The organism is Cryptosporangium sp. NPDC051539, from assembly GCF_044454545.1.
Taxonomy (GTDB): domain Bacteria; phylum Actinomycetota; class Actinomycetes; order Mycobacteriales; family Cryptosporangiaceae; genus Cryptosporangium.
Window position 1 is genome coordinate 157497 of the sequence record NZ_JBITDV010000012.1, and the last position, 25015, is coordinate 182511.

Below are 25015 nucleotides of genomic sequence, written 5' to 3' on the forward strand. Positions count from 1 at the left end.
AGCGAGGAGACAGCGATGGACGTGTTAGTCGTGGGCGGGACCGGAGCGGCCGGGCGGGCCGCGGTGGTGGCACTGGCCGGGCGCGGGCACACGGTGCGGGCGCTGAGCCGGTCGGGCAAGACCGACGTGCCGGGCGCGATCGGCTACCGCGCCGACCTGAGCACCGGCGAGGGCCTCGCGAAGGCGATGTCCGGCGTCGACGCGGTGGTCGACGCGTTCAACGTCCGGTCGCAGTCGTACGAGACGGCGCGGACGGCGTTCGTCGGCGCGACCGAGCGTCTGCTCGCGGCCGGCAAGGAGGCCGGCGTCGGGCACCACGTGCTGCTCTCGATCGTCGCGATCGACAACTCGCCGTTCGCCTACTACCGGGCCAAGGAGGCCCAGGAGCAGGCGGTGCTGGCCGGCCAGGTGCCGTACACGATCGTCCGGGCCACACAGTTCCACGAGTTCGGTGGCCAACTGGCCGAGCAGACCAGATTCGGCCCGTTCGTCGTGCTCCCGACGTTCGTCACCCGTCCCGTCGCGGTCTCCGAGGTCGGAGAAGCCTTGGCGGACGCCGTGGAAGCCGGGCCGTCCGGGCGGGCACCCGACCTGTGCGGTCCTGCCGTCGAGCGGGTGCCCGACATGGCTCGCCGCACGCTGAAGGCGCGCGGAGTGCGGGCGGTGGTGATCCCACTGCCACTGCCCGGGAAGGTCGGCGCGATGATGCGCTCGGGTGCGCTGGGCGGCGACGGATCGGGACGGCAGGGCCGCCAGACGTTCGACGAGTGGGTCCGGGGGGAATCCGCCAAGGCATGACTGTCTACGGTGTCCACGCGTCCCACGAGCAGCTCCATCCGTCCGACCTGCTGGCCGCGGTCGTCAAAGCGGAACGCCTCGGGTTCACCGCCGCGATGTCGTCGGACCACTTCTCGCCCTGGAGCTCCCGGCAGGGGCACTCCGCATTCGCGTGGTCCTGGCTCGGCGCTGCGCTGCAGGCCACCGATCTGCCGTTCGGCGTGGTGAACGCACCCGGGCAGCGGTACCACCCGGCGATCATCGCGCAGGCGATCAGCACGCTCGGTGCGATGTTCCCGGGGCGGTTCTGGGCCGCGCTGGGCTCCGGTGAGGCGAGCAACGAGCACATCACCGGTGACCCGTGGCCGCGCAAAGACGTCCGGAACGCGCGTCTGCTCGAGTGCGTCGAGGTGATCAGGGCGCTGTTCGCCGGGGAAGAGGTGAGCCACCACGGGCTCGTCACCGTGGATCGGGCCCGGCTCTGGACCCGGCCGGAGGTCGAGCCGGCCCTGGTCGGTGCGGCGGTGAGCGTGGAGACCGCGCGGTGGTGCGCGTCGTGGGCCGACGGGCTGATCACCGTGGGCGCGCCGGTCGAGCACCTGCGCCGGATGATCGACGCGTACCGGGACGCCGGTGGGCGCGGGCCGATCAACCTGCAGATTCATCTGAGCTGGGCGGATTCCGAGGAAGAGGCCGAGGCGATCGCGCTGGACCAGTGGCGCAGCAACGTGTTCTCGCCGCCGGTGTGCTGGGACCTGGACATGACCGACCACTTCGACGTGGTGTCGGAGCGGGTCGGCATCGACCAGGTGCGGGAGGTCGTGAACGTCAGCGCGGATCTGGGGCAGCACACGGCCTGGCTCGCGGAGTACGCGGCACTGGGCGTGGACGGGATCTACCTGCACCACGTCGGGCAGGACCTCGACCCGTTCCTGGACGCGTTCGGCGCGAAGGTCCTGCCCCAGCTGGACGTGACCCGCGCCCCCGAAGCCCGCTCCCACCACGAAAAGCCCGAACAGCCGAACGCCCCGGGTGGGCGGCCTCCAGGTGAGAACCTCGGGCGGGGCCCGGAGTGAACTAGTGGCGCCGGCGTGTGGGGGCGGCGGGTAGGCGGCGGTGGGACGGCCAGGTGAGCGTCAGCTCGCCGCCGATCGGGAGCGCGCCCCAGCGGGCCTCGGCGGCGTGCAGGGCGTCCACGGCCCGGCCGACCGCCGATTCGTCCGGGAACCAGCAACCGGCCCGCGCCGGGAGCTCACCGCCCGCCGCGGCGGCCTCGACGACGCCACCGAGCAGTTCGGCGCGCTGCAGACGGTCGCGGTAGGTGCGGATCAGCGCCGCCGAGCGCTCGGCGGCGTGCGGGGGGCGACGGCCGCTGACGTGCGTCATGCTCCGGAACACCACGCCGGCGGCGATCGCGCCCCAGATCCCGTCCGAGATCCGCAGCGCGTCCTCGACCGTGTAGTGCACCAGGTCGTGCGGCACCTGCGCGGTGATCGGCCCGGCGCCCATCCGGTACACCACGTGGTCGTCGCGCTCGATCAGAACGGAACCCCACTCGTGGTCCGGCAACCGGGTGAAAGTGACCCTCACCCTTCGAGGATCACCCCCGCGGCAACTCCTTTACGGCCCGCAGCAGACGATCCTCGGCCCCCGGCGCGGACGCCAGGAACAGCTGCGGCTCGATCAGCTCCGCCTCCATGACGATCGGCTGCCCGGCGTCGTCGAGCACCAGGTCGAGCCGGCCGTACAGCGGTCTCGCCGGTGCGGCGGCCAGCACCGCGCGGGCCAGCCCGTGCTCGGCGCCGGTCGGCTCGTACGGCCGGGGGTTCGGGTGGGATTCCGCGCCGCGCCGGCCGGACTCGGTCGCGAGCACCGCGCCCTTGACGATCGCATGGCTGAACTCGCCCCCGAAGTAGACGATCGCCCGCTCGCCGTCGCTCTCGACCCGGCGCTGGTACGGCTGCACCATCGCGGTGAACCCGGACGCGTGCAGCGTACGCACGTGATCCGGCGCCTCGTGGGCGTCGGTGGCCCGGTACCGCCGCGCACCCCGGGCACCGCCGCCGACGGTCGGCTTCACCACGAAGTCGTCGTACCCCGGGAGGCTGATCGGCGCGCCCGGCGGTACGAACGTCGTCGGCACGGTCGGGATGCCGGCCGCGGTCAGGTCACCGAGGTAGGTCTTCACCGAGTTCCACCGGACGATCGCCGGGTCGTTCACCAGCCGGGTGACGCTCCCGGTGGCGTCGGCCCAGGCCTGGAACTCGTCGATCTTGTCGGGGTAGTTCCAGGTCGATCGGATCAGCGCTACGTCGTAGTCGCCCCAGGACACGGCCGGGTCGTCCCAGGCGGCGATCTCGGCGTCGAATCCGGCCCGGGCCGCGGCGGACCGCAGGATTCCCAGCTCGGTGTCGGGTACCGGCGTCTCGGTCGCGGTGACCAGTACGATCCGCGTGCTCATCCGGCCAGCCTACGGTGACGGGTGTGAACCGTTTCCGGCCTCTCGGCGGCGCCGCCCTGGCCACCGCGGGCGTGGCGTTCTTCGCCGGTCAGTTCGTCGTGCAGTCCGCATGGACGACGCCGTTCAGCTGGGCCGACAACACCATCAGCGACCTCGGGACGGCCGAGTCGCCCTGGCACGCGCTGATGAACACGGTCTTCGTGGCCAACGGCGTGCTCGTCGCGATCGGTGCGCTGCTCTCGCCCCGCGGGCGCGCGGTCCGTGCGCTGCTGCTCGGGGTGGCGGCCGGGAGCGTGCTGGTCGGGCTGGTGCCCTCGGACGCCGGCTCGGGACCGGGGGGATGGAGCGGGTCGCGGTGTACCCGTTGTTCGTGTGGTTCGTTCTCGAGGGCGTCCGGATAACGTCGGGGCGTGCTGACGCTGCCGGAGTTGCCTGACCTCCCGGTGCGTCCGGCGCTGCCGCGGATCGTTGACGCGCTGGTCGGCGACGGCGCGGCGGTGCTCGTCGCGCCGCCCGGCAGCGGCAAGACGACGCTGGTCCCGCTCGCGCTCGCAGGCGCCACCGACGGCCGGATCGTGGTGGCCGAGCCGCGGCGGGTGGCCGCGCGGGCGGCGGCGTCCCGGATGGCGTCGCTGCTCGGCGAGCGGGTCGGCGAGACCGTCGGGTACACGGTCCGGGGCGATCGGTCGGTGAGCTCGCGGACGAGGGTCGAGGTGGTCACGACCGGGGTGCTGGTGCGGCGTCTTCAGCGCGACGCCGAGCTGCCGGGTGTCGGGGCGGTGATCCTGGACGAGATCCACGAGCGCCATCTCGACGCGGATCTCGCGCTCGCGTTCGTGCAGGACGCCAGGGCCACGCTGCGGCCGGACCTGCTCTTGCTGGCCACCTCGGCCACGGCCGCGTCCGAGCGGTTGTCGGAACTGCTGGGCGGGCCGGTGCTCGAGGTCGCCGGGTCTCCGCACCCGGTGCGGACGGTGTGGGCCGCGCCCGCGTCGCCGGTGACCCCGCCGCACGGGCATCGCGTCGATCCGCGGCTGCTCGACCACGTCGCCACCGTGGTGCGGCGCGCGCTGTCGGAGACCAGTGGCGACGTGCTGGTGTTCCTGCCCGGTGCGGCCGAGATCGGCGGCGTGTCGCGCCGTCTGGCCGGGGTGGACGCGACGGTGGCGGTGCTGCACGGGCGGCTGGCTCCCCGCGATCAGGACGCCGTGCTGCGGCCGTCCGGGGGCCGGCGGCGGATCGTGCTGGCGACCGCGGTGGCCGAGAGCAGCCTCACGGTGCCCGGGGTCCGGGTGGTGGTGGACGCCGGGCTGGCGCGGGTGCCGCGGATGGACCAGGGCCGTGGGCTCGGTGCGCTGGTGACCGTGCCGGAGTCGCGGGCCACCGCGACCCAGCGAGCCGGCCGCGCGGGCCGGGAAGCGCCGGGGACCGTCTACCGGTGCTGGTCGGAGTCGGATCACGCGCGGTTGCCGGCGTGGCCGGAGCCGGAGATCGCGGCCGCGGACCTGACCGCGTTCGCGCTCGACCTGGCCGGCTGGGGAACACCGACCGGTGCCGGGCTGGCGTTGCCGGATCCACCGCCGACGGCGGCGCTGGACATCGCGCAGGCGACGCTGCGGGCGCTCGGCGCCATCAACGCCGAGGGCCGGGTGACACCGCGCGGCCGGACGCTGGCCGGGATGGGGGTGCACCCGCGGCTGGCCCGCGCGTTGCTCGACGGAGTGCCGGTGGTCGGGGTGCGACGGGCGGCGGAGGTGGTGGCGCTGCTCGCCGACGACACGCTCACCGGTAGCGGCGGCGACCTGGTCGCGGCCTGGCGGATCCTCCGGGACGGCTCGACGCCCGACCGGGCCCGCCGCTGGCGGGACGAGGTCGGCCGCCTGCAAGCCGCCGCCCGCGACGCGAGCGCCGCCGGGGCGACGTCCGTTCGGGCCGGCGCGGCCGGGGGGCTGCCGGACGACCTCGCGGCCGGGCTGATCGTCGGGATGGCCTACCCCGAGCGGCTCGCGCTCCTGCGGGCGGAGACCGGCCGGAGCTATCTGATGGCCGGTGGCACCGCGGCCGACCTACCCGAGGCATCTGCGCTCGGCGGCGTTCCCTGGCTGGCCGTCGCGACCGCCGACCGCTCGCCCGGGCACGCCAACGCCCGGATCCGGCTCGCGGTCGCGATCAACGAGGCCACCGCGATCGACGCCGGGTCGGCGCTGCTCACCACCTCCGACGACGTCCGCTGGACCGACGGTGAGCTGATCGCCCGCTCGGTCGACCGGCTCGGCGCGATCACGCTCAGCGAGCGCCCGCTGGAGCCGGACGCCGGCATACGGGCGGACACGGTCTTGGCCGGCGTAAAGAAAGAAGGCCTGAACCGGCTGAGGTGGGACACGGATGCGCGCGCCCTGCGGGAGCGCCTGGCGTTCGCCCGTGCGGCGCTCGGGCCGCCCTGGCCGGCCATGGACGACGAGTCGCTGCTCGCGAGGGCCGCGGAGTGGCTGGGACCGGACCTGACCAGGGTCCGCAGACGCGCGGACCTGGCCCGGATCGACGCCGGAGCCGCGCTACGGCGGCTGCTGCCCTGGCCGGAGGCGTCCCGCCTGGACGAGCTCGCGCCCGAGCGGCTGGAGGTACCGAGCGGATCGAAGATCCGGGTCGACTACTCCGACCCGGCCGCGCCGGTGCTGGCGGTGAAGGTGCAGGAGGCGTTCGGCTGGACCCGGACCCCGGCGGTGGCGGGCGTGCCGGTTCGGCTGCACCTGCTCTCCCCGGCCGGACGCCCGGTCGCGGTGACGTCCGATCTCGAGTCGTTCTGGCGTACCGGCTATCCGAGCGTGCGCGCCGAACTCCGCGGCCGGTACCCGAAGCACCCCTGGCCGGACGATCCGATGACCGCGACGCCGACTAGGCGGACCAACCGTCGCCACTAGCCGGCGGGGTGTACTGCGCGCTGATACCGAGGAACTCACTCAGGCTGCGCAGCTCGGCCTCGAACATCGGGCCGGCGTCGGACAACGCGAACTTGAGCTGCCCGAACACCTCCATCGACACGGTGCCGTAGAGACGGATCCAGGCGCTGAGGAAGACCTGGGTCACGCCCAGCGGTAGCGGCTGCGGGAAGCAGTCGTTCCACTCCCGGAGCTGGGCCCGCAGCGGAGGCTCGATCTCGTCGTCGGGCGGGATCGGGAACGGCCGGGTCAGGTACAGCTCGGTGATCAGGTCGCCGAAGACCTGGCCGAACCGCTCGCCGGTCGGGTCGACGCTCTCCGGCGACGGGTCCAGGCCGATCGCCGAGCTCGTGAACACCAGCGTGAACTCCGACGGGTGGGCGACCGCCCAGCGACGGAACTCCCGGCTGACCGAGAGCAGCTTCTCCACCAGATCCGGCTGCGCGTCCCGGACCTTCTCCAGCGACTCGGTGAGCTCGAGCTTCAGCTCGAGAACCAACGCGCTGATCAGGTCTTCCCGGCTCACGTAGTAGCGGTACAGCGCCGGCGCGGACATCCCCATCGCCCGCGCGATCGCGCGCAGCGACAGACCGTCGTACCCCTCCGCGACCAGCATCCGGCGAGCCGTGGACTGGATCTCCTGGACCGTTTCGGCCCGAAGCCTCTCCCGGCGGGTAGGTGCGGTCATCCCAACCTCCTTCGACGGCGCTGCCGAAGCCTAACGCTCCCGCGAACACCTGTCGTAACGCGAACAACGATCCCACAGCGAACAGTATTGCTTTCGTGAACAGTGTATGCAAGATTGGCGGCTGTACGCAGCTTACAGTGTTCGCACTGCGATCAGAGATCGCACGATTGCCATGGGGGCAATGATGTTCGAGCGGCTCGGGCGGGCCATGTACCGCCGGCGATGGATAGTGCTCGGCCTCGCGGTGGCGTTCATCGCGTTCGCCGGCATCTGGGGAACCCAGGTCTTCGGCAAGCTGATCGGCGGCGGGTTCGACAACCCGTCCAGCGAGAGCTCCCGTGCGATCGCCACGGCGGACGCGGAGCTCGGGCGCGACGACGCGGACGTCGTCGTCCTCTACCGCAGCGCGACCGCGACGGTCGACGACCCGGCGTTCGCGTCGGCGGTGACCGGCACGCTGGCGAAGCTGCCCGGCGACGTCGTCACCCGGTCGGCGACCTACTGGAGCACGAAGAGCCCGGGCCTGGTCAGCCACGACAAGCACGCGACCTACGCGGTGCTGACGCTCGCCGGTGACGAGGAACAGCGCGCCGACGGCCTCGAGAAGATCGAGGGAGACCTGGCCGCTCCCGGCTTGTCGATGCAGGTCGGCGGCGGCACGGCGATCAACCGGGACATCAGCGATCGGGTCTCGGAAGACATCGCGACGGCCGAGACGCTCTCGATGCCGGTGCTGTTGATCCTGCTCGTGATCATTTTCGGCAGCCTGGCGGCGGCGAGTCTGCCGCTGGCGGTCGGTGGTCTGGCGATCCTGGGTGCGTTCACCGCGCTGCGCGGCTTGAGCTACCTGACCGACGTGTCGGTGTTCTCGGTGAACGTGGTGACGATCCTCGGGCTGGGCCTGGCGATCGACTACGGGTTGTTCATGGTCGGCCGGTTCCGGGAGGAGCTCGCCCGGGGTGCGGCAGTGGAGGACGCGGTCGCGCGGACCATGTCGACGGCCGGCCGCACGGTCGCGGTCTCCGGCGTCACGGTGGCGGTCTCGCTGGCCGGCCTGCTGATCTTCCCGATCTCGTTCCTGCGCTCGATGGGCCTCGGCGGGCTGTCGGCGGTGCTGATCGCGATGATCGCGGCGCTGACCGTGCTGCCGGCGCTGCTGGGCGTACTCGGGCACCGGGTGGACGCGCTGTCGGTGCGGCGGCTGTTCCGCCGGAAGCCGCGGGCGACGGAGACCGAGCACGGGTTCTGGTATCGCCTGGCGCACAGCATCATGCGTCGTCCGGTGGTTTACGCGGTTGGTGTGTTGGCGTTCCTGCTGGTGGCTGGGGCTCCGTTCTTGCGGGTGGAGTTCGGTGGCATCGATGCCAGGGCGCTACCGGCGGGCACGGAGAGCCGGGTGGTCTCCGAGACCCTCGACCGGGATTTCGTGCAGAACGGTCAGTCGCCGATCAAGGCGGTCGTGACCGGCGGGGACCTGGACCGGTACGTCGCCGCGGTCCGTGACGTCGACGGGGTCACCGGCGTCCGGGTCGCGGACTCGAAGGGCGAGACCGCGCTGGTCGACATCACGTTCGACGGCGACCCGATCTCGGCGAAGTCCCGGGAGCTGGTCGAGCGGATCCGTGCGGTGCCGACCGACGGGCAGGTGCTGGTGGGTGGTCAGACCGCGGCGTTGACCGACCAGTTGTCCACGATCGGCGACCGGCTGCCGTGGATGGCGCTGATCGTCGTCGGGGCCACGTTCGTGCTGCTGTTCCTGGCGTTCGGGTCGCTGGTGCTGCCGCTCAAGGCGGTCGTGATGAACGTGTTGTCGCTGGGGGCCTCGTTCGGTGCGCTGGTGCTGATCTTCCAGGACGGGCACCTGTCCGGGCTGCTCAACTTCACCTCGACGGGGACGCTGGAAGCCACCCAGCCGATCCTGGTGCTGGCGATCGTGTTCGGGCTCTCGATGGACTACGAGGTGTTCCTGATGTCGCGGATCCGGGAGGAGTACGACCGGACCGGTGACAACACCCGGGCGGTCGCGGTCGGGTTGCAGCGCAGCGGCCGGATCATCACCAGTGCCGCGTTGCTGATCCTGGTGGTGATCGGATTGTTCTCGATCTCCGGCATCACGTTCATCAAGCTGATCGGTGTGGCGATGCTGATCGCGGTGTTCGTCGACGCGACGATCGTGCGGGCGTTGCTGGTGCCGGCGACGATGCGGCTCCTGGGTGACGCGAACTGGTGGGCACCGGGCCCGCTCAAGCGGTTCTACGCCCGCTACGGCATCCACGAGGGTGACGAAGAGGCGCCGGCGCGGGAGCCGGTCTCGGTCTGAGCGTGCTCGACGGCCCCCCGGTTCACCGGGGGGCCGTTGTTCTCATGTCGTCGCGCCCGCGGACGAACCGACTGTAGGCGGGGAACTCATCGGCTACCCCGCGCGCGGGAGGGGCGCATGAGCCCGACTGCCGCCTGGTCCGATCCGGCGTCGACGTCGAGCGGGCGGGCGCCACGTCGCCATCGTGTGGTGGCGGCAGCGTGGTGTCTCGCCGCCGTGCTCATGACCGTGCACGCGGCCTGGGTCTGGACCGGCCACGGCGAGACCTCCCCGGCGCGGCTCTGGTCGGACGGGGCGCCGTTCGCGGCGACGCTGCTGATCGCCTGCGGGGTGACCGCTACCCGCGCGGTCACCAACCAGCACCAGCGCTGGGCCTGGATGTTCTTCGCGGTCGGCGTCGGACTCAACGGCTCGGGCTACTTCATTTACGACGTCGTCGCCTGGGCCGGACGCGTGCCGAGCGCATCGCTCGCCGACATCGTCTGGTTTCCGGTGATTCCGCATTTCATTCTGGGCCTCTGGACGCTGGCCCGGGCGCGGGTCGGGTCGATGCGCACCGAGGTGTACGTGGGTGCGGCGGCGGTGGCGTTCCTCGCCGCGTCGCTGTTCGCCGCCGCGGTCGGCTCCTCGGTGCTGACCTGGGACACCGACGGGCCGATCGAATCGCTGGTCAACCTGTACTACCCGACGCTCGACATGGTGATGATCGGCTCGCTCGCCGCGGTCGCCACGCTGGCCGGCGGACGGCTCGGGCGGGCGTGGGGGTTCCTCGCCGCGGCCGTGGTACTGACCGCGGTCGGGGACGCCTGGCTGGCCCGCCTGGTCGCGCAGAACGGCACCGCCGTCGAGATGCTCGACCCGATCTGGTCGTACGCGGGCCTGCTGATCGCGGCGGCCGCCTGGCAGCGGCCGCACCGGCTCACGTACCGCCCGCTGGGGCTCGTCGAGTTGGCGACTCCGCTGGTCACCATGGTGCTCGCGGCGTCGGTGGTGGTCGGTGCCGCGCTGCTCACCCTGCCGGTCGTGGTCGTCGTGCTGGCCGCGATCGCGATCGCCTTCTCGGCGATCCGGCTGGCGCTCGGCCTGCATTCGATGCTCTCCGCCGCCGAGTTCCACCGGCTGGCGCTCTCGGACGACCTGACCGGCCTCTACAACCGGCGCGGGTTCCTCCAGGGTGTCGAGGAGGCGCTGGCCGGGCGTAAGCCGACGGCCGCGGTGCGCGCGGTGCTGATGCTCGACCTCGACCACTTCAAGGACATCAACGACGGGCTCGGTCATCAGACCGGCGACCGCGTGCTGGCCGCCGTCGGCACCCGGCTGGCCGACGCGCTGGAGCCCGACGACCTGGTCGCCCGCCTCGGCGGCGACGAGTTCGCGGTGCTCACCGCGGTATCCGCGGGCCAGTCGTTCGAGCAGGTCGTCGAACGCCTGTTCCGGGCCGTGCGGCAGCCGCTGCAGGCCGGCCGGATCGCGCTGCCGATCGACGTCAGCATCGGGGTGACGGTCGAGTCGGACGCGCCGGAGGGCACGCCGGCCGAGCGGGCGCTGGAACTGCTGCGCTGCGCGGACATGGCGATGTACCGGGCCAAGGCGGAGCGGCGCGGCTGGACCCGCTTCGACCCGCTCGGGGCCGATCAGCAGCGGGACGCGCTCGAGCTGGCCGGCGAGCTGCGGACCGTGCTGACCGGTACGACTCCCGCGGTCCCGGCCTCGCCGGCGTCGAGTGCCGACTGCGGCTGGCTCGAGTTGCATTACCAGCCGTTGGTGGCGGTGTCGGGCCTGGAGGGGATCCGGTGCGAGGCGCTGGTCCGGTGGGTGCACCCGCGGTACGGGATGGTGCCGCCGGACCGGTTCGTCGGGCTGGCCGAACGGACCGGGCTCGTGCCGTACCTGACCCGGCGCGTGCTGCAGATGGCGCTCGACCAGGTCGCGGTCTGGCGATCGGCCGGAGCGCCGGCGACGGTCTCGGTGAACCTGTCGGCGTCCGACATGGCGTCGCCGACGCTGATGGACGAGGTGCTCGACGGGTTGACGGCCCGGGGGCTGCCGCCCGAGGCGCTGACCGTCGAGATCACCGAGCAGACCGCGATCGGCGACCTGGATACCGGCCGGGACGCGCTGGCGGTGCTGCGGTCGGCCGGGATCGGGGTGGCGATCGACGACTTCGGGACCGGGTACTCGGCGCTGTCGTACCTGCAGCGGCTGCCGGCCACCGAGCTGAAGCTGGACCGGTCGCTGACCACGAAGATTCTCGAGGATCCGGCCGCGGCGGCGATCGTGCAGGCGTGCATCGACCTGGCTCACACGCTGGAGCTGGAGGTCGTGGCCGAGGGGATCGAGACGCAGGAACTCGCGGATGCGCTGGTGGATCGCGGGTGCGACTGGTTGCAGGGCTGGCTCTTCGGCCGTCCGGCCCCGGCCGGACCGCAGCCGGCGCACCCGGAGTACGTCCGGGAGACGCCGGCACCGGCCCGGGTGTCGACCGGCACGTAGCCGCGGGGGCGGCCGGTCCGCGGGGTGCGCGCTACGGTGGCCGGGTGGACCAGTTGGTCGCGCACGTGCGCGGGCTCGACCGGGCCGCTCTCGCCTCGCTGCTGGCCGCGCGGCCGGACGCCGCCGCCTGGCCCGAGCCGCGCTCGCTCTCCGAGCTCGCCGAGCGGCTCTCCGCCGTCCATTCGGTGCAACGAGCGCTGGCCCGCGTCAGCCGGGCCGGGCTGCAGGTCGCCGAAGCGATGGCCGCGCTCGGCGGCCTCGCGTCCGAGGCCGGGCTGGCCCAACTGCTCGATGTGGACGCCACGCGCAGCGCGCTGTTCGACGACACGCTCGACGCGTTGCGCGAACTGGCCCTGCTGGTGCGCGACAGCGACGGCGACAGCGACGGGGGCCTTGCGCTGGCGGCACCGCTGCGGCTGCTGGGGGAACCACTGGGGCTCGGCGTCCGGCTCACCGACGCGCTGCCGCTGCTGGTCTCCGAGCGGCTCCGAGCGGTGGCCGAGGGCCTGGTAGCGAACCCGGCGAAGCGTAAGAGCCAGCTGTTCGACCAGGTGCGGGACGCACTCGCCGATCCCGAGGCGGTGCGGGCCTGGGTGGGCTCCGCGTCACCGGACGTGCAGCGCCTGCTCCACTCGCTGGCCTGGGACGGCCCGCGGCTGCGCGGCAACACCGAGCGGGCCCACCGTGGCGCCCCCGTCGACGAAGCGTTCGACCGGGGCATGCTGGCCCGGATCAGCTGGGACGACGTCGAGCTCCCGGGTGAGATCGGGCTCGCGCTCCGCGGGCCGGACTACCGCGCGCCGTTCAGCGCCGAGCCGCCGTCGCCGGTGTGCGGCGAAGTCGTCGAGGCCGACCTGATCGCGGCCGGCACCGCGGCCGTGACCCAGATCCTGGCGGACGCCGGGCGGCTGCTCGATCTCTGCGACCGGACGCCGCTCGCGACGACGAAGACCGGGCGTCTCGCGGTGCGCGAGTTCCGGCGGGCCGCGAAGTCGCTCGGACTGACCGGGGACGCGCTCGACCGGTTGCTGGCCGTCGCGATGGCGGCCGGGTTGCTCGGGACCGTCGACGGCGAGATCACGCTGACCCGCACCGCGGACGCCTGGCGGGACGCCGAACCCGCGGCCCGGCTGGCGACGCTGCTCGCGGGCTGGTGGCCGGGCGCGGGCAGCGTGGCCGACGCCGTCCTGCGGCGGCACGTCCTCACGTACCTGGTCGAGCTGCCGGTCGGCGGGCGGGTGGACGACGTCGAGGCGCTGGCCGCGGTGCTGGCCTGGCGGTCGCCGATCGCGCTGGCGTCCACCCCGGCGGATCAGGAGACGGTGGCCGCGCGGACGGCGGCGGTGCTGGCCGACGCCGAGCGGCTCGGGGTGGTGGCGCTGGGGGCGGCGACCCCGCTGGCGCGGGCGCTCGTCGAGGGCCTGGCCGACGACCCGGACGCGCTCGCGTCGGCGTCCGAGGGGCTCGTGCCGGTGCCGGTGACCACCGTGACGTTCCAGTCCGATCTGTCCGCGGTGGTGTCCGGCGTCCCGGCCGCCGGGCTGGCGACGCTGCTCGACGGCACGGCCGAGCGGGAGGCGTCCGGGGCGGCGTCGACCTGGCGGTTCTCGCCGGCCGGCGTCCGGGCCGCACTGGACGCCGGGATCGACGCGGACGCGCTTCTGGACGGGCTGGCCGCGGTCGCGACCGCGGGGCTGCCGCAGGCGCTGGTGTACCTGGTCCGGGACGTCGCCCGGCGACACGGGCACCTGCGGGTGGCGCCGGCCGCGAGCGTGGTCTGCGCGGACGATCCGGCGCTGCTCGCCGAACTGGTGGCGACGAAGGCGTTGAGCGGATTGCGGCTGCGCACGGTCGCGCCGGGCGTCCTGATCTCGGCGTCCGATCCCGACACGACGCTCGCCGTGCTCCGCGACGCCGGGTACGCCCCGACCGGTCTGACCGAAGGCGGGGGCACCCGGGTCGAACGCCGCACCCGGCGGCGGGCCGCCGCACCCGCCGTGGCCCCGTCCGGCGGAGCGTCGACCGTCGACGCCGAGGGGGTCGCCGACCGGCTGCTCGCCGCTCCGGCGATCGCGCTGCCGTTGCCGAGGCAGGCGGACAGTGACTCCGAGCGGATCGTGGCCCGCCGGGCCCAGGCGCTCTCCACCGGCGAGCGGGCCGCGCTGGTCGACGCGATCGAGACCGGTGGCCCGGTCCGTATCGACTACATCAGCGCCACCGGCGCCCCGACCAGCCGGATCATCGAGCAGGCGGAATTGACCGGCGACGCGGTCACCGCCCTCTGCCACCTGCGCAACGCGGAACGGATGTTCCTGCTCAGTCGCATCCGGGCGGTCTCTCCGGCCTAGCCCGCTGACGGCGGCCGTTCACTCGCGACAACTACTCACTGAGTGACTAGTTGCGCTTTCTATTCACTCAGTGAATAGTAGGAGCGTGTCCACGCCACAGGTACTCCTCGCGTTGCTGGCCTCGGGGGCCCGGCACGGTTACGACCTCAAGCGCGCGTACGACTCCCGGTTCCCGCAGGCGCGGCCACTCGCGTACGGGCAGGTGTATTCGACGCTCGAGCGGCTGACCCGCGACGGCCTCGCCGAGGAGGCCGGCGTCGAGCGCGTCGACGGCCCCGACCGGACGGTTTTCGCGATCACCGAGGAGGGCCGCAAGTCACTCCACGACTGGCTCGACGTGGTCGAGCCCCCGGCTCCGCACGTCACGAACGCGCTGTTCACCAAGGTCGTCGCGGCGCTCCTGCTGGACGAGGCGGAAGACGGACTCGCCGTCACCTACCTGCGCGCCCAGCGCCGCGCTCACCTCGGCCGGATGCGCGACTTCACCGCGGCGAAGACCGCCGACGGCGCCTCGGTCGGCGCGGTGCTCGCCGCCGACTACGCGCTCGCGCACCTCGACGCCGACCTGCGCTGGATCGACCTGACCCTGTCCCGGATGACTGCCCTACGCCAGGAGGTACGACCTTGATGCCGAACTCCGCCGCCACCCGAGACGAGGCCGCCGAACCCGACGCTCCGGCTGTGCTCACCGCCACCGACCTGGTGAAATCGTTCGGCCGGACGCCGGCGTTGCGGGCCGTCTCGTGCGCGATCCGCCCGGGTGAGATCGTCGCGATCACCGGCCCGTCCGGGTCCGGCAAGTCCACGCTCCTGCTCTGCCTGGCCGGCGTGATCCGGCCGGACGACGGCGAGGTCACGTTCGCCGGTCGGCGCATCGACCGGCTGTCGGAAGCCGACCGGGCCCGGCTGCGCCGCACCGACCTCGGCGTGCTGTTCCAGTTCGGACAACTGGCCGGCGAGCTCACGATCGCCGAGAACGTCGCGCTGCCGCTGCTGCTCGGTGGGGCCAAGCGGGCACCGGCCCTCGCGACGGCGTCGGCCTGGCTCGACCGGTTCGGGGTCGCGGACCTGGGCGGTCGCTACCCGGGGGAGATCTCCGGAGGCCAACAGCAGCGCGCGGCCGTTGCGCGTGCGCTGGTGACCGGTCCGCGGGTGCTGTTCGCGGACGAGCCGACCGGCTCGCTCGACTCGCTGGCCGGGGAGCAGTTGCTCACGCAGCTGACCCGGGTCGCCCGCGAGAACGGCACCGCGGTCCTGATCGTGACGCACGAGGCCCAGGTCGCGGCCTATGCGCAGCGCGAGATCGCGCTCTGGGACGGCGTCGTGGTCGACGACGGCCTGACCGTCGCCACTCGTGGCTCCCGCCTGCTCGGCGCGGATGCCGACTCGAAACCCCACGAAGAGGAGGGCTGACCCATGCGTCCCGAGGTAGTGCTCCGTCTCGCTGTCAGCGGCGGCCGACTCGACGGGCTCCGGATCGGATTGACCGCGTTCGGCGGCCTGCTGGCCACCCTGTTGCTGCTCGCCGCGGCCACCGTCCAGGCCGTCAGCGGCACCGGCGACTACACCAATGGCCTGCTCGTCGAGCCGGGCCTGCGTCCCGGCGTGATCCTCGCGCTGATGCTGCTCGGGCTGCCGGTGCTCTCGTTCGTCGGGCAGTGCGTCCGGGTCGGCGCCCCGGCCCGCGACAAGCGGCTGGCCGACTTCCGGATGGCCGGTGCGACACCCGGCCAGGCCCAGAAGATCGCCGCGGCGGAGACCGGTGCGGCGGCCGCGGTCGGCACGGTGGTCGGGTTCTCGGTGTACTTCATCGGCCGGGCGGTGCTCGACCGGCCCGCACCGCGTCTGCTGCCGACCGACGTGCTGCCGTCCTGGTGGGTGCTGCTGGTCGCGGTCGTCGTCCCGGTGGGTGGCGCGCTGGTCGCCGCGCTGGCCCTGCGACGCAGCACGATGAGCGCGTTCGGGGTCGTCCGTAACCGCCCGTCCCGGCCGCCGCGCCTGCTGCCCGCGCTGCTGTTCGTCGGCGGGACGGCCGGGCTCGCCGGCATCGGGCTGATCCTCCGGGTGCTCGGCGGAGACTGGGGCAAGTGGTGGGCGATGCTGATCGAGGTCGGGTTCCTGTTCGTCGCGCTGGCCGGGCTGGTCACCGGAGGGGCGTCGCTGTCGGCCGCGATCGGGCGCCGGGTCGCGTCCCGGGCGAGCAGCCCCGCGCTGCTGCTGGCCGGCCGCAGGCTCGTCGCCGACCCCTGGGCGGCCAGCCGGACGCTCGTGGCCGTGCTCGCGGCGGTGCTGGTCGGAGCCGGTGCGCTCGGCATCAGGGCGGTCTTCGCCGCCGACTGGGCCGGCCAGGTCGAGGTCGCCAGGCAGCTCGGTACTACGACCGGCCCGCACGACCCGTTCTACGACCGGGCGTTCGCGCTGACCCAGCTCGCGGTCTGGATCGCGATCGTCGTCGCCGCCGGTGGACTGCTGGTCGCGACGATCGAGCAGGTCGTGGAGCGACGCCGGACGCTGGCCGCGCTCTCCGCGCAGGGCACGCCGGCGGGCGTCCTGGCCAGGGCGCTGCTCTGGCAGACCGCGTTGCCGCTGGTGCCCGGCGTCGTCCTGGCGACGATCGTCGGCGGGGTCGCCGCCCGGGCGGTGTACGGCCAGTCAGGCACGTTCGAAGAGGAGGCCGGCCGGTCGTGCGTGCCGCCGTCCGGGGCGAACGTCCAGACCTGGTGCGACGAGTCGTCTCACTGGACACCCAGCCGGACGATCACGATCGAGCTGCACGGCCTGGTGCCGTGGGGTGGGCTGACCCTGCTGGCGGTCGGCGCGATCGCCACGACGCTGCTGGTCTGCGGACTGGGCCTGCTGGTACTGCGCCGGGCGATCGCGGTCGGTGAACTGCGCACCGCGTCCTAGAGCGAGCGCAGGTACGGAGCCAGGGCGGCGACCTCGGGAGAGGCCGGGGCGGTACGGCGGTAGAGCGCCAGCATCGTCCCGACGGGGTCGTCGCCCTGACTCACGCCGGCGAGCAGCGTCTCGCCGCCCGGCTTCAGCCAGGCCGAGAAGATCGGTGGATGGCCGTCCGGGCCGGGCGCACTGGTGCCCCGCAGGGCGAGCAGTGCCTCGTCGGCCGGTATCTCCCAGGTGCCGCCGGTCGTCTCGGCCAGATCGTGCCCGTGGATCAGCAGCTCACCCAGGATCACGGCGCTGACCGGCGTCACCGTGGTGCGACCTCCGCCGTGGAAGCGGAAGCTGAGGTCGGCGGGGAAGCTCTTCAGCACCTCGAAGCTCGCCGGTCCGTCCGCGTCGAGCAGGTCGGCGAGCACGGCCAGATCGCGCTCCGGCGTCTCGGCCAGGACGGTCGCGTTGAGTTCGGCGGTCTCCTCCGGGGTCTTGCTCCGGCGCCGGTCGCCGAGCGCCCGCCGGTAGACGGTCAGCACGTGCGCGACCAGATCCGCCGCCGACCAGTCCGGACACGCCGGGACGGTCCGGTCCGCGACGTCCGGGGGTGTGGCCCGCACCGCGTCGACGAAGCGACGGTGCGCCGCCTCGAGCGCTTTCTCGATCTGATTCCGCACGGTGGTCTCCGATGCTCAAGTCTGGAGCATCAGACTTACTCCAGTTTGGAGTACTGTCAAGCGCGATGCCGACCGAACCCACCACCAGCTCCTTCGCGCTCCTCGGCTTGCTCGCGATTCGTCCGTGGGCCGCCTACGACCTCGCCCACCAGGCCAAACGCAGCATGCGGCTGTTCTGGCCGCGCAGCGAGGCGCACATCTACGCCGAGGTCAAACGCCTGGTGCGGTGGGAGTACGCGACCTCCACCACCGAACGCACCGGCAACCGCTCCCGCACCACCTACGCGATCACCCCGGTCGGCCGGGAGGCCCTGCGGGCCTGGCTCGCGACGCCCCCGGCCGGGCCGCAACTCGAGATCGAGGGGCTGCTCCGCCTGCTGCTCGCCGATCAGGGCGAGAAGGCCGACGCCCTGGAAGCGGTCCGGGCCACCCGCGAGTCGGTCGTCGAGACCGGCACGGTCGCCGTCAAGCAGTTCCGCGCGTATCTCGACGGCGGCGGCCCGTTCCCGGAGCGGGCCCACCTCGTCGTCCTGCTGGCCCGGTTCTACGGCGCCTTCGCCGAGACGATGCTCGACTGGTGCGACGCCGCCGAAGCCGAGATCTCCGGCTGGCCGGACGTGCACGGTGGCGGTCTGAGCGACGATTCCCGCCGCGCTCTGGGGGCAATGATCGAGCGTTTCGAGCGGAGGATGGCTCCGGCGCACACGAACCGAGTCGAGTGACGTAAATTCTCGCTCGTCGCAAGGGCGCGAATCCGGCTCGTACGCAACAGACGCCTCCGGGTAGTCAGGTGGCCTACCGGGACCTCATCCGGCCGGGTGAGGTAACGCTGGACCCCTGCCGTCCGGGCGGTGTTCACCGGTACGGTCGGCCGAAGGCCGGTGGGGGATCGAGAGGCGCTAGTGACGGCGGTGTTTCCAGTGGCGGCGGCGACCGACCGGGTCGAGGCATTACGTAGTCGCGTGTCCCGATTCGCCGACTACCTGTCGGCGGTGCGCGCGCTCTCGACCCGTCCGGCGAGAACTCTCGACGCGGCGGCTTCGGTCGTCTGGCAGGCGACCCTTCCCGCCGGCAAACCCGGCTGCTGGATGGCCGGGGACCCGGTGTCCGATTCGGAACCCGCGCCGGAGGCCGAACGGTGGCTGGAGCTCGTCCGGCCGCCCCGCCCGCGCCCGCCGGACCTGCCGGCCGTCGTCCGCTCGCTCCTCGACGGCACGGTCGACGACCCGCGCCGCCGGCCCGCGTTGCGCGAGGGCTGGCGCGAGATCGCCGCCGAGCGCGACCCCGATCTCGATCCGGACGCCGTCGAGCCCGCCGTCGACGAGTGGCTGGCCCGCCTCTGGCAGCCCTGGTCGATCAAGGCCGCCGAGGCCGACGCCGTTCGCAACGCGTACTCCCGGCTGGTCGAGCTGCGGCAGGCGGCCGTGCGGCTGGAGGCCTCGCACGAGCTGGTCTGGGGCTTCGGCCTGTTCCGCGGCCAGGTCGGTGGCCTGACCGTCGAAGACCCGCTGCTGGCCGCTCCGGTCGCGATCGACGTCGATCCCGACTCGGGCGCGCTCACCGTGACGCCGACCGGTGAGCTGCGCCTGCAGACCGACGCGTTCGAGGCGCTGCCCGACGCTCCGGACGCACGCCTGCACGACCTGGCCGGTCCTGGCGGCGCGATGAGCCTCGACCCCTGGGAGCAGGCCGGACGGACCGAGTTCTACCGCTCGGCCCTGCGCCGCCTCGGCCTACCGCCCCGGGTGGTCCGGCACGACGCCCAGCTGGCCGAACCACACATCCGCGACACCGGTCTGCTGGTGCTCCGCCCGCGCCGCACCGCGCTGGCCGGTTTCCTCGGCGACTTCCGGGCCGCGCTGGCCGCCGGGCACGTCCCGTCCGGCTCGCTGGCCGCGCTGCTGGCCGACGATCCGTCGACGCTCGTGCTGCCCGACGATCCGCCCGAGCAGTGGCAGTCGATCGGTGAGCGGCTGCTCTTCCCGCTGCCCGCCAACCTCGAGCAGGAGACGATCGCGCGGCGGCTGGCCCGCCAGCGGATGGTCGCGGTGCAGGGGCCGCCCGGTACCGGCAAGACCCACACGATCGCGAACCTGATCTGCCACCTGGTCGCGCACGGCCGCCGGGTGCTGGTCGTGTCCCACCGCGACGAGCCCCTGGCCGAGGTGCGCGACAAGCTGCCGCAGCCGTTGAAGCCGCTGGCGATCAGCGTCATGGGTTCGAGCGCCAAGCAGCTCGGCCAGCTGGAGATCGCGGTCCGCCAGCTCCAGGCCGAGGCCGGCGCGCTCGACCAGGAGGCGGCCGCCGAGGCCGTCGACGAGCTCTGGGCCGCGCTCGACACCGCCGAGCAGGACCTGGCCGGCAAGTACAACGCGCTGCGTACGGTCGCCGACCGGGAGAGCAGCACGTTCCTGCTCGACGGCGCCGAGGCCACCGCGGTCGAGGTCGCCGAGTGGCTCTGGGCCAACGAGGCCCGGCTGGCGTTCGTCGTCGACGCGATCGAGCCCGGCGCGCCGTTCCCGCTGGCCGAGGCCGAGCTGGCGGAACTCACCCTGCTCACGAACACTTACCGGCCCGAAGACCTGGGCGACGCACAGCGCAGGCTCCCCGAGCGGGAGTCCCTTCCGGACGGGAACCGGCTGGCCCGCACCGACGAGCACAGCGACTCGCTGCGTCAGCGGGTCGGCTCGCTCGCGTCGCTCGGCGTCGACACCAACGCGGTGCGGTCGGCCGGGCGTCCGGAGATCGCCGGGCTGGCCGACGAGGTCTGGCGGGTCGCCCACCGGGCCCGGGCCTACCAGCCCTGGCAGTGGCGGCTGGCCGGGCGGCTCGCGGTCTCGCCCGCCTGGCGCGAGACCTGCCAGGCCGAGGTCGCCGGCTGCACCGAGATGCTCACCGAGACCGCACGCTGGCGCAGCGTCCTGGCCGGCCGCGCGGTGCAGATCCCCGAGGAGCTCTGGGCCGACCCGCGTCAGCTGCGCACCGATCTCGACATGCTGCGGCTCCGCCTGGTGGAGGCGCGCGGAGTCAGCCGCCTGATCCACCGGCGGCTGGCCCAGGTCCGGGACGAGATCCGGGTCGACGGCGCTCCGCTGCGCACCGTGGAAGACGTGGACGCCGCCCTGGCGACCGTCCGGCTGGATTGGGCCCGGCACCGCCTGACCGAGCGCTGGAACCACTTCGTCGCCGAGCTCGACGGGCCGCAGGCGCCCGACGACCCCAGCACGGTCGAGGTGATCAGCGGGTACCTCCGCGAGGTCGGCGACGTCGTCGACATCGGACTGCGCTACTGGCCGACGCTGCGCGAGCGGCTGGCCGTCTACCTGCGCGCGGGCAATCCGGGCGAGGCCGACTGGGCCGACCCGAACGCCCTGGCCACGGTGGCCACCCGAGTCGCCGAGCTGGTGGTCGTCTTCGACAGCGACGACGCCGAGCGCGAGGGCGCGGCCGTCCGCGGGGTCATCGACGAGGCGCTGCTGGACGCCAACGCGTCGCCGCACTGGCGTGAGCTCGACCGCGCCTGGGCGACCGGCGACTACGAGCTGTGGGAATCCGTGCTCGCCGACGCCGACCGGCTGCGTGCGGCCGGGCCGGCGATGCAGCGCTGGCAGGAGCTGCACGCGGCGCTCTCGGCCAAGGCCCCGCTCTGGGCCAGCCGGATCGCCGCCGAGGGGCGCTTGCCCGACCCGGCGATCAGCCACCAGGCCTGGAACTGGCGTCGGGCCGACACCTGGCTGCGTCTCGTCATCGGCACCGAAGACACCGGTGCGCTCGGGCGGCAGGCCGACGCGCTGCGCGACCGGGCCCGTGAGCTGGTCGGCGAGCTGGCGACCCGGTCGGCCTGGCTGGCCGCCGCGGGCCGGATGGACGATCAGGCCCGCGACGCGCTGGCCGGCTGGGCGTCCGCGTTACGAAAAGTCGGAAAAGGGTCCGGACGCCGGTCGGCCGGCTGGACCGCGCTGGCGCAGCAGCACATGCGGGACGCGGTCGCCGCGGTTCCGGTGTGGATCATGTCCGTCGACCGGGCGTTGCAGCAGTTCACCGGCGGGACGACGCCGTTCGACGTGGTGATCGTCGACGAGGCGAGCCAGTGCGGGCTGCTGTCGATGCCGGTGCTGTCGCTGGGCACGCGCGCCGTCGTGGTCGGTGACGACCGGCAGATCGGTCCGTACGCGATCGGGCTGGCGCACGACGAGGTGGCGCGCCTGGGGCAGGACCACCTCGGCGACCTGCCGTCCTGGCCGCTGTTCGACGTCACGACGAGCCTGTACGACCACGCGGTCCGTCGTTCGCCCGAGCCGCTGATGCTCACCGAGCACTTCCGGTGCGTGCCGGAGATCATCTCGTTCTCCAGCGAGCAGTGGTACGACGGCACCGTGCAGCCGCTGCGGGCCGACCGCGGCAAGCTCGACCCGATGCGGGTCGTCCGGGTGCCCGGTGCCCGGGAGAAGCGCGACCGGTACGGCGAGGTCAACCTGGCCGAGGCGGACGCGCTGGTCGCGACGATCTCCCGCCTGGCCGCCGACCCGGACTACGCGGGCCTGACGTTCGGCGTGATCAGCCTGCTGGCCAGCAGCGGGCAGGCGCAGTACATCAACGAGCAGCTGGTCCGGCACCTGGGTGAGCAGGAGATGGCCCGGCGGGCACTCAAGGTCGGCGACTCGTACACGTTCCAGGGCGCCGAGCGGGACGTGATGTTCGTCAGCCTGGTCGTGTCCGATCGGGACGAGGCCCGGGCCGCGTTCACCGGGGCCGACCACCACCGCCGGGTGAACGTGGCGGCCTCGCGGGCCAAGGACCAGATGTGGGTGTTCCACTCGGCCGGCCCGGAGAACTTGCATCCGGACGACGCCAGGGCCGCGCTGCTGCGGTACTGCGCGGCGCCGAAGCTCGGGCTCGCGGCGCTGGCGGCCGAGCCGGTACCGGACGAGTCGCTGTACGCGGCCTGCGAGTCCGAACTGGAGCGGTCGGTGTTGCGGCGGCTGCTGGAGCTGGGGGTCCGGCCCGCGGTGCAGTACCCGATCGGGCGGCACCGGGTCGACTTCGTGGTGCCGACGACCGACGGGCGCCGGCTCGCGATCGAGTGCGACCACGGTCGGTACCGGGGTGTGGCCCGCTGGGCGGAGGAGATGCGTCGGCAGGCCGTGTTGGAGAGGGTCGGCGGCTGTGTGTTCTGGCGGGTGCGGGGCACGTTGTTCGCCCGGGACCCCGATGCGGCGCTGTCCGGGCTGTGGCCGCTGATGGACGATCTCGGCCTTCTGCCCGAGGAGTCGCGCTGGCTGGTCGAACCGCCCGAGGGCGCGGTGGCCTCCCAGCCGCCGTGGGCCATCGCCGAAGCCGCCTTCGCCGAGACAGCGCTCCCCGAGGCCGCCCTCCGGGAGGCGGCCCTTCCCGAGGCGGCTGCCCCCGAGGCGGCCTTCCCGACGGCGGCGCGTCCGGAGGGTGCGTTCCCCGGGACGGCGTTCCCCGGGACGGCTGGTCCGGAGGTGGGCGTTTCCGCGGGGGCCTTCCCCGAGGCGGCTGGCCCGGAGGCGGCCTTCCCGGAGGCGGCTGGCCCGGAGGCGGCCTTCCCGGAGGCGGGCGTTTCCGCGGGGGCCTTCCCCGAGGCGGCTTTCGCCGAGACGGCGGAGGGCGTTCGGCCGGAGTGGCCGGGTGCCGAGGCCGCGTCGGCCGTGGAGGCAGCGGAGGACTCGAACGACTCCGCCGAACCGCTGAGCGCCGCCGATCCGGCGCACGACGCCGAAGCCACCCCCGAGCCTTCGCCGCCGGAGGCAGCAGCCAAGAACGCCGAGACCGGCCCCAGCGAGCCGGGGCACCACGAGACCAGGCCCCACGAGACCAGGCCCCACGAGACCAGGCCCCACGAGACCAGGCTCCACGAGACCGGGCTCCACGAGACCGGCCCCAGCGAGACCGGCCCCAGCGAGATCGGGCCCGAGCAGGGCGCCCCCGCCGCGCAGGCGGACGAGACCGCCGCCGAATGGGCCCCCGACGAGTGGACCCCGGACGAGTGGCCGGCGGAGAACCCCGCGACCTCCTACAACGACCTCACGGTCCTGCTCCCGATGATCCCCGACCCCACCCCCACCCCGACCCAGGCCCAGGCACAGGCCCAGGCCCAGGCCCCCTACGAGGCACTGGACGACGAGCCCGCGGTCGCCGGCCGGCTCGACGAGCTCCGCACCGCCGTGCAGAACCTCGAACCCTCGATGGTCGAGGCGGCCGAAGAACCCGGCCAGCCGCCCCAGCAGCAGTGGGTCGGCGACGCCCCCACGATCCCGACCCCCGACGAGCTGCTCCGCCGAGACCCCTCGCACCCGGCGATCCGTCTCCCCGGCCTGGCCCGCTCGGCCGACGCCGTCCTCGTCCCGCTGACGCCGCCTGCGCTCCCGACCCGCCGCCCCACCTCGCCGGCCCCGGAGGGCGCCGCCCACGTCTCACCCGCCTCGGGCTCGCCCGTCAGCTGGTGGCAGGACCGCAACGGCGACTCCCTCGGCCCGGGCGGAGCCAAGCCCGCGACCCCGGCGGCGCCCCCGGTCTCCGACCTGACCCGGCAGCTACCGGTGCTCCCGGAGCCGCCGTCCGAAGATTCCTATCAGGAGGTCGCCTCGCTCCGGCCGGACGAGGCCCGCGCGGTGCTGCAGGCCTACCGCTCCGGAGTGGACACGCCGGTTCAGCTCGGCGGCAAGATCGTGGGCTGGGCCTGCTACTACCCCGACGGGTCGATCGAGGCGCGGCGCAACCGGGCCAACGTCGAGCTGATGCGGCAGGAGGAGGCCAGCACCGAGACCGCGGGCTGGCTCACCGCCCGCGAGGCCGCCGCTGTCGTGGCCGCGACCGAGCAGCGCCGGGACGTCCCGGTCGTCGACCCCACCTACGGTCAGCTGGGCATCGTCCGCTTCACCACCGACGCCGAGTTCCCGGCCCGTCTGCTGCGACGGTCACCCGCCTAACAGCACCAGCAGGCGGTTGAGGGCCGGGAGGGCCGCGGCGAGCGCGTCGAGGTCGTCCTGCGGGAGCTGCTCAGCGGCCGACGCCGCGATGCGACGTCGGTGGTCGGTGTAGCCGTCCACCAGTGCGGTCGCCGCCGGCGTGAGCGTCAGCCGGACCGCCCGGCGGTTCTGCGGATCGGGGAGCCGCTCCAGGTGCCCGCTGGCCGTGAGGTCGCCGACCAGTGTGCTGACGGTGTTCGGCGCGGTCCCCAGCGCCGACGCCACGGCCTTCACACCGATGCCGGGCGTCGCCTGCACCACGCGTAACACTTCCATCTGCGCGGAGGGGAGCGGATCGTCCGGTAAGTCGCCCCGGGAGGCGCGGCGCAGCGTCCGATGTAGCCGGCCGAGGAGAACACTCAGCTCGTCGGCGACCGCGCCCGGTGTGGCCGACATGACACTCCTTTGTGGTCATTTACGGCAGGCGG

The 25015-nt window shown here is 73.4% G+C and carries 17 protein-coding genes; 12 read left to right on the forward strand and 5 right to left on the reverse strand.

The window, feature by feature from the left end; translation table 11 throughout:
* Positions 1 to 15 precede the first annotated feature (15 nt).
* Positions 16 to 798, forward strand: a complete 783-nt coding sequence (locus ACIBZJ_RS32825; protein ID WP_395936594.1) for an SDR family oxidoreductase — start codon at positions 16 to 18, stop codon at positions 796 to 798.
* A complete protein-coding gene (locus tag ACIBZJ_RS32830; RefSeq protein ID WP_395936596.1) occupies positions 795 to 1853 on the forward strand; it encodes a TIGR03885 family FMN-dependent LLM class oxidoreductase in 1059 nt (352 codons plus the stop codon). Before ACIBZJ_RS32825 ends, ACIBZJ_RS32830 begins: the two co-directional genes overlap by 4 nt.
* 1 nt (position 1854) lies before the next feature.
* On the opposite strand, the gene ACIBZJ_RS32835 is transcribed toward ACIBZJ_RS32830, so the two are convergent.
* Complete coding sequence (locus ACIBZJ_RS32835; RefSeq protein WP_395936598.1) at positions 1855 to 2367, reverse strand: hypothetical protein; 513 nt, start codon at positions 2365 to 2367, stop codon at positions 1855 to 1857.
* 10 nt (positions 2368 to 2377) lie between these two features.
* A complete protein-coding gene (locus tag ACIBZJ_RS32840) occupies positions 2378 to 3238 on the reverse strand; it encodes a RimK family alpha-L-glutamate ligase (RefSeq protein WP_395936600.1) in 861 nt (286 codons plus the stop codon).
* Between the two features lie 23 nt (positions 3239 to 3261).
* Between ACIBZJ_RS32840 and ACIBZJ_RS32845 the strand changes: the two genes are divergently transcribed.
* Positions 3262 to 3639: a DUF998 domain-containing protein gene (locus ACIBZJ_RS32845; protein ID WP_395936602.1), complete on the forward strand. Its 378-nt coding sequence runs from the start codon at positions 3262 to 3264 to the stop codon at positions 3637 to 3639.
* 9 nt (positions 3640 to 3648) lie between these two features.
* On the forward strand, positions 3649 to 6159 hold the full coding sequence (gene hrpB / locus ACIBZJ_RS32850; RefSeq protein ID WP_395936604.1) for an ATP-dependent helicase HrpB: 2511 nt from the start codon (positions 3649 to 3651) through the stop codon (positions 6157 to 6159).
* Here hrpB and ACIBZJ_RS32855 read toward each other — a convergent pair.
* Positions 6134 to 6865, reverse strand: a complete 732-nt coding sequence (locus ACIBZJ_RS32855) for a TetR/AcrR family transcriptional regulator (RefSeq protein WP_395936606.1) — start codon at positions 6863 to 6865, stop codon at positions 6134 to 6136. The genes hrpB and ACIBZJ_RS32855 overlap by 26 nt on opposite strands.
* Before the next feature lie 184 nt (positions 6866 to 7049).
* Here ACIBZJ_RS32855 and ACIBZJ_RS32860 point away from each other — a divergent pair, with 184 nt between their 5' ends.
* The 6 genes from ACIBZJ_RS32860 to ACIBZJ_RS32885 all read left to right on the forward strand — a co-directional run bounded on the left by ACIBZJ_RS32860 (position 7050) and on the right by ACIBZJ_RS32885 (position 16933).
* Positions 7050 to 9185: an MMPL family transporter gene (locus ACIBZJ_RS32860; RefSeq protein ID WP_395936979.1), complete on the forward strand. Its 2136-nt coding sequence runs from the start codon at positions 7050 to 7052 to the stop codon at positions 9183 to 9185.
* A 117-nt stretch (positions 9186 to 9302) separates the two neighbouring features.
* The gene (locus ACIBZJ_RS32865) at positions 9303 to 11678 is read left to right on the forward strand and encodes a putative bifunctional diguanylate cyclase/phosphodiesterase (RefSeq protein ID WP_395936608.1); all 2376 of its coding nucleotides are present in this window, start codon (positions 9303 to 9305) and stop codon (positions 11676 to 11678) included.
* Positions 11679 to 11722: 44 nt separating this feature from the next.
* Positions 11723 to 14026: a helicase-associated domain-containing protein gene (locus ACIBZJ_RS32870; protein ID WP_395936610.1), complete on the forward strand. Its 2304-nt coding sequence runs from the start codon at positions 11723 to 11725 to the stop codon at positions 14024 to 14026.
* A gap of 85 nt (positions 14027 to 14111) precedes the next feature.
* Positions 14112 to 14654 (forward strand): PadR family transcriptional regulator, encoded by a 543-nt coding sequence (locus tag ACIBZJ_RS32875; RefSeq protein WP_395936612.1) that lies wholly within the window; start codon positions 14112 to 14114, stop codon positions 14652 to 14654.
* Positions 14654 to 15439, forward strand: coding sequence for an ABC transporter ATP-binding protein (locus ACIBZJ_RS32880; RefSeq protein WP_395936614.1), 786 nt, complete (start codon positions 14654 to 14656; stop codon positions 15437 to 15439). Before ACIBZJ_RS32875 ends, ACIBZJ_RS32880 begins: the two co-directional genes overlap by 1 nt.
* Before the next feature lie 3 nt (positions 15440 to 15442).
* Positions 15443 to 16933, forward strand: a complete 1491-nt coding sequence (locus ACIBZJ_RS32885) for an FtsX-like permease family protein (RefSeq protein WP_395936616.1) — start codon at positions 15443 to 15445, stop codon at positions 16931 to 16933.
* Here the strand turns inward: ACIBZJ_RS32885 and ACIBZJ_RS32890 are convergent.
* The gene (locus ACIBZJ_RS32890; protein ID WP_395936618.1) at positions 16930 to 17595 is read right to left on the reverse strand and encodes a maleylpyruvate isomerase N-terminal domain-containing protein; all 666 of its coding nucleotides are present in this window, start codon (positions 17593 to 17595) and stop codon (positions 16930 to 16932) included. The two genes, ACIBZJ_RS32885 and ACIBZJ_RS32890, sit on opposite strands and share 4 nt — an antisense overlap.
* A 65-nt stretch (positions 17596 to 17660) precedes the next feature.
* On the opposite strand from ACIBZJ_RS32890, the gene ACIBZJ_RS32895 reads away from it, so the two are divergent.
* Positions 17661 to 18317, forward strand: coding sequence for a PadR family transcriptional regulator (locus tag ACIBZJ_RS32895; RefSeq protein WP_395936620.1), 657 nt, complete (start codon positions 17661 to 17663; stop codon positions 18315 to 18317).
* Between the two features lie 240 nt (positions 18318 to 18557).
* A complete protein-coding gene (locus ACIBZJ_RS32900) occupies positions 18558 to 24548 on the forward strand; it encodes an AAA domain-containing protein (protein ID WP_395936622.1) in 5991 nt (1996 codons plus the stop codon).
* On the opposite strand, the gene ACIBZJ_RS32905 is transcribed toward ACIBZJ_RS32900, so the two are convergent.
* Positions 24537 to 24983, reverse strand: a complete 447-nt coding sequence (locus tag ACIBZJ_RS32905) for a MarR family winged helix-turn-helix transcriptional regulator (protein ID WP_395936624.1) — start codon at positions 24981 to 24983, stop codon at positions 24537 to 24539. The genes ACIBZJ_RS32900 and ACIBZJ_RS32905 overlap by 12 nt on opposite strands.
* Positions 24984 to 25015 lie beyond the last annotated feature (32 nt).